Source organism: Kitasatospora nipponensis, assembly GCF_039528135.1.
GTDB classification, from domain to species: domain Bacteria; phylum Actinomycetota; class Actinomycetes; order Streptomycetales; family Streptomycetaceae; genus Kitasatospora; species Kitasatospora nipponensis.
Genome location: NZ_BAAALF010000583.1, coordinates 1 through 864, shown reverse-complemented (window position 1 = coordinate 864; position 864 = coordinate 1). Strand labels below are relative to the sequence as shown.

1 protein-coding gene is annotated in these 864 nt (G+C 69.1%); it reads left to right on the top strand.

Annotated elements, in window-relative coordinates; translation table 11 throughout:
- A partial coding sequence (locus tag ABD323_RS42045) for a cellulose binding domain-containing protein (RefSeq protein WP_344447339.1) occupies positions 1 to 864 on the top strand: 864 nt, incomplete at both ends.

The window sequence follows — 864 nt, the reverse complement described above, 5'->3', positions numbered from 1 at the left end:
GCCCTCAACGGCTGGACCCTCAGCTACGCGTACAGCGGGAACCAGACCCTCTCCGGCAGTGGCTGGAACGGCACCTGGACCCAGAGCGGCAAGAACGTCACCGTCAGCGCTCTGTCCTGGAACGCGAACATCGCTCCCGGTGGCAGCGCCACACCCGGAGCCAACTTCAGCTACAGCGGGGCGAATTCGGCTCCCACGTCCTTCGCGGTCAACGGGGTGACGTGCAACGGGCTGCCTTCGCCGTCGCCTTCCTCGTCGCCGTCGCCGTCGTCCTCGCCTTCGCCTTCGCCCTCGCCGTCACCTTCGCCGACCACGCCCGCTGGAGCTGCCCCCGACCTCCGGGTCTCCGGTAACTCCCTGGTCAACGCGGCCGGTTCGCCGGTCGTGCTGCACGGCGTCAACCGCTCCGGCACCGAGTACATGTGCGTCCAGGGGTACGGCTTCTTCGACGGCCCGGTGGACGCCGCCTCGATCGCCGCGATCAAGAGCTGGAAGGTGAACGCCGTCCGGGTCCCGCTCAACGAGGACTGCTGGCTCGGTCAGTCGAACGTCAACCCGGCCTACGGCGGCGCCAACTACCGGGCCACGATCAAGGGTTGGGTCGACTCGCTGCGCACCGCCGGACTGACCCCGATCGTCGAGATGCACTGGAGCCGGGGGCAGTACACCGGCAACTCCTCCGGCTGCTCCGACACCAACGCCACCTGCCAGAAGCCGATGCCGGGCGCCAACGCGGCCCCGTTCTGGAGCTCGGTCGCCGAGACCTTCAAGGGCACCGGCTCGGTGGTGTTCGACCTGTTCAACGAGCCGTACCCGGACCGCTCCGAGTCCTCGCTCGCCCAGGGCTGGCTCTGCTGGCGGGAC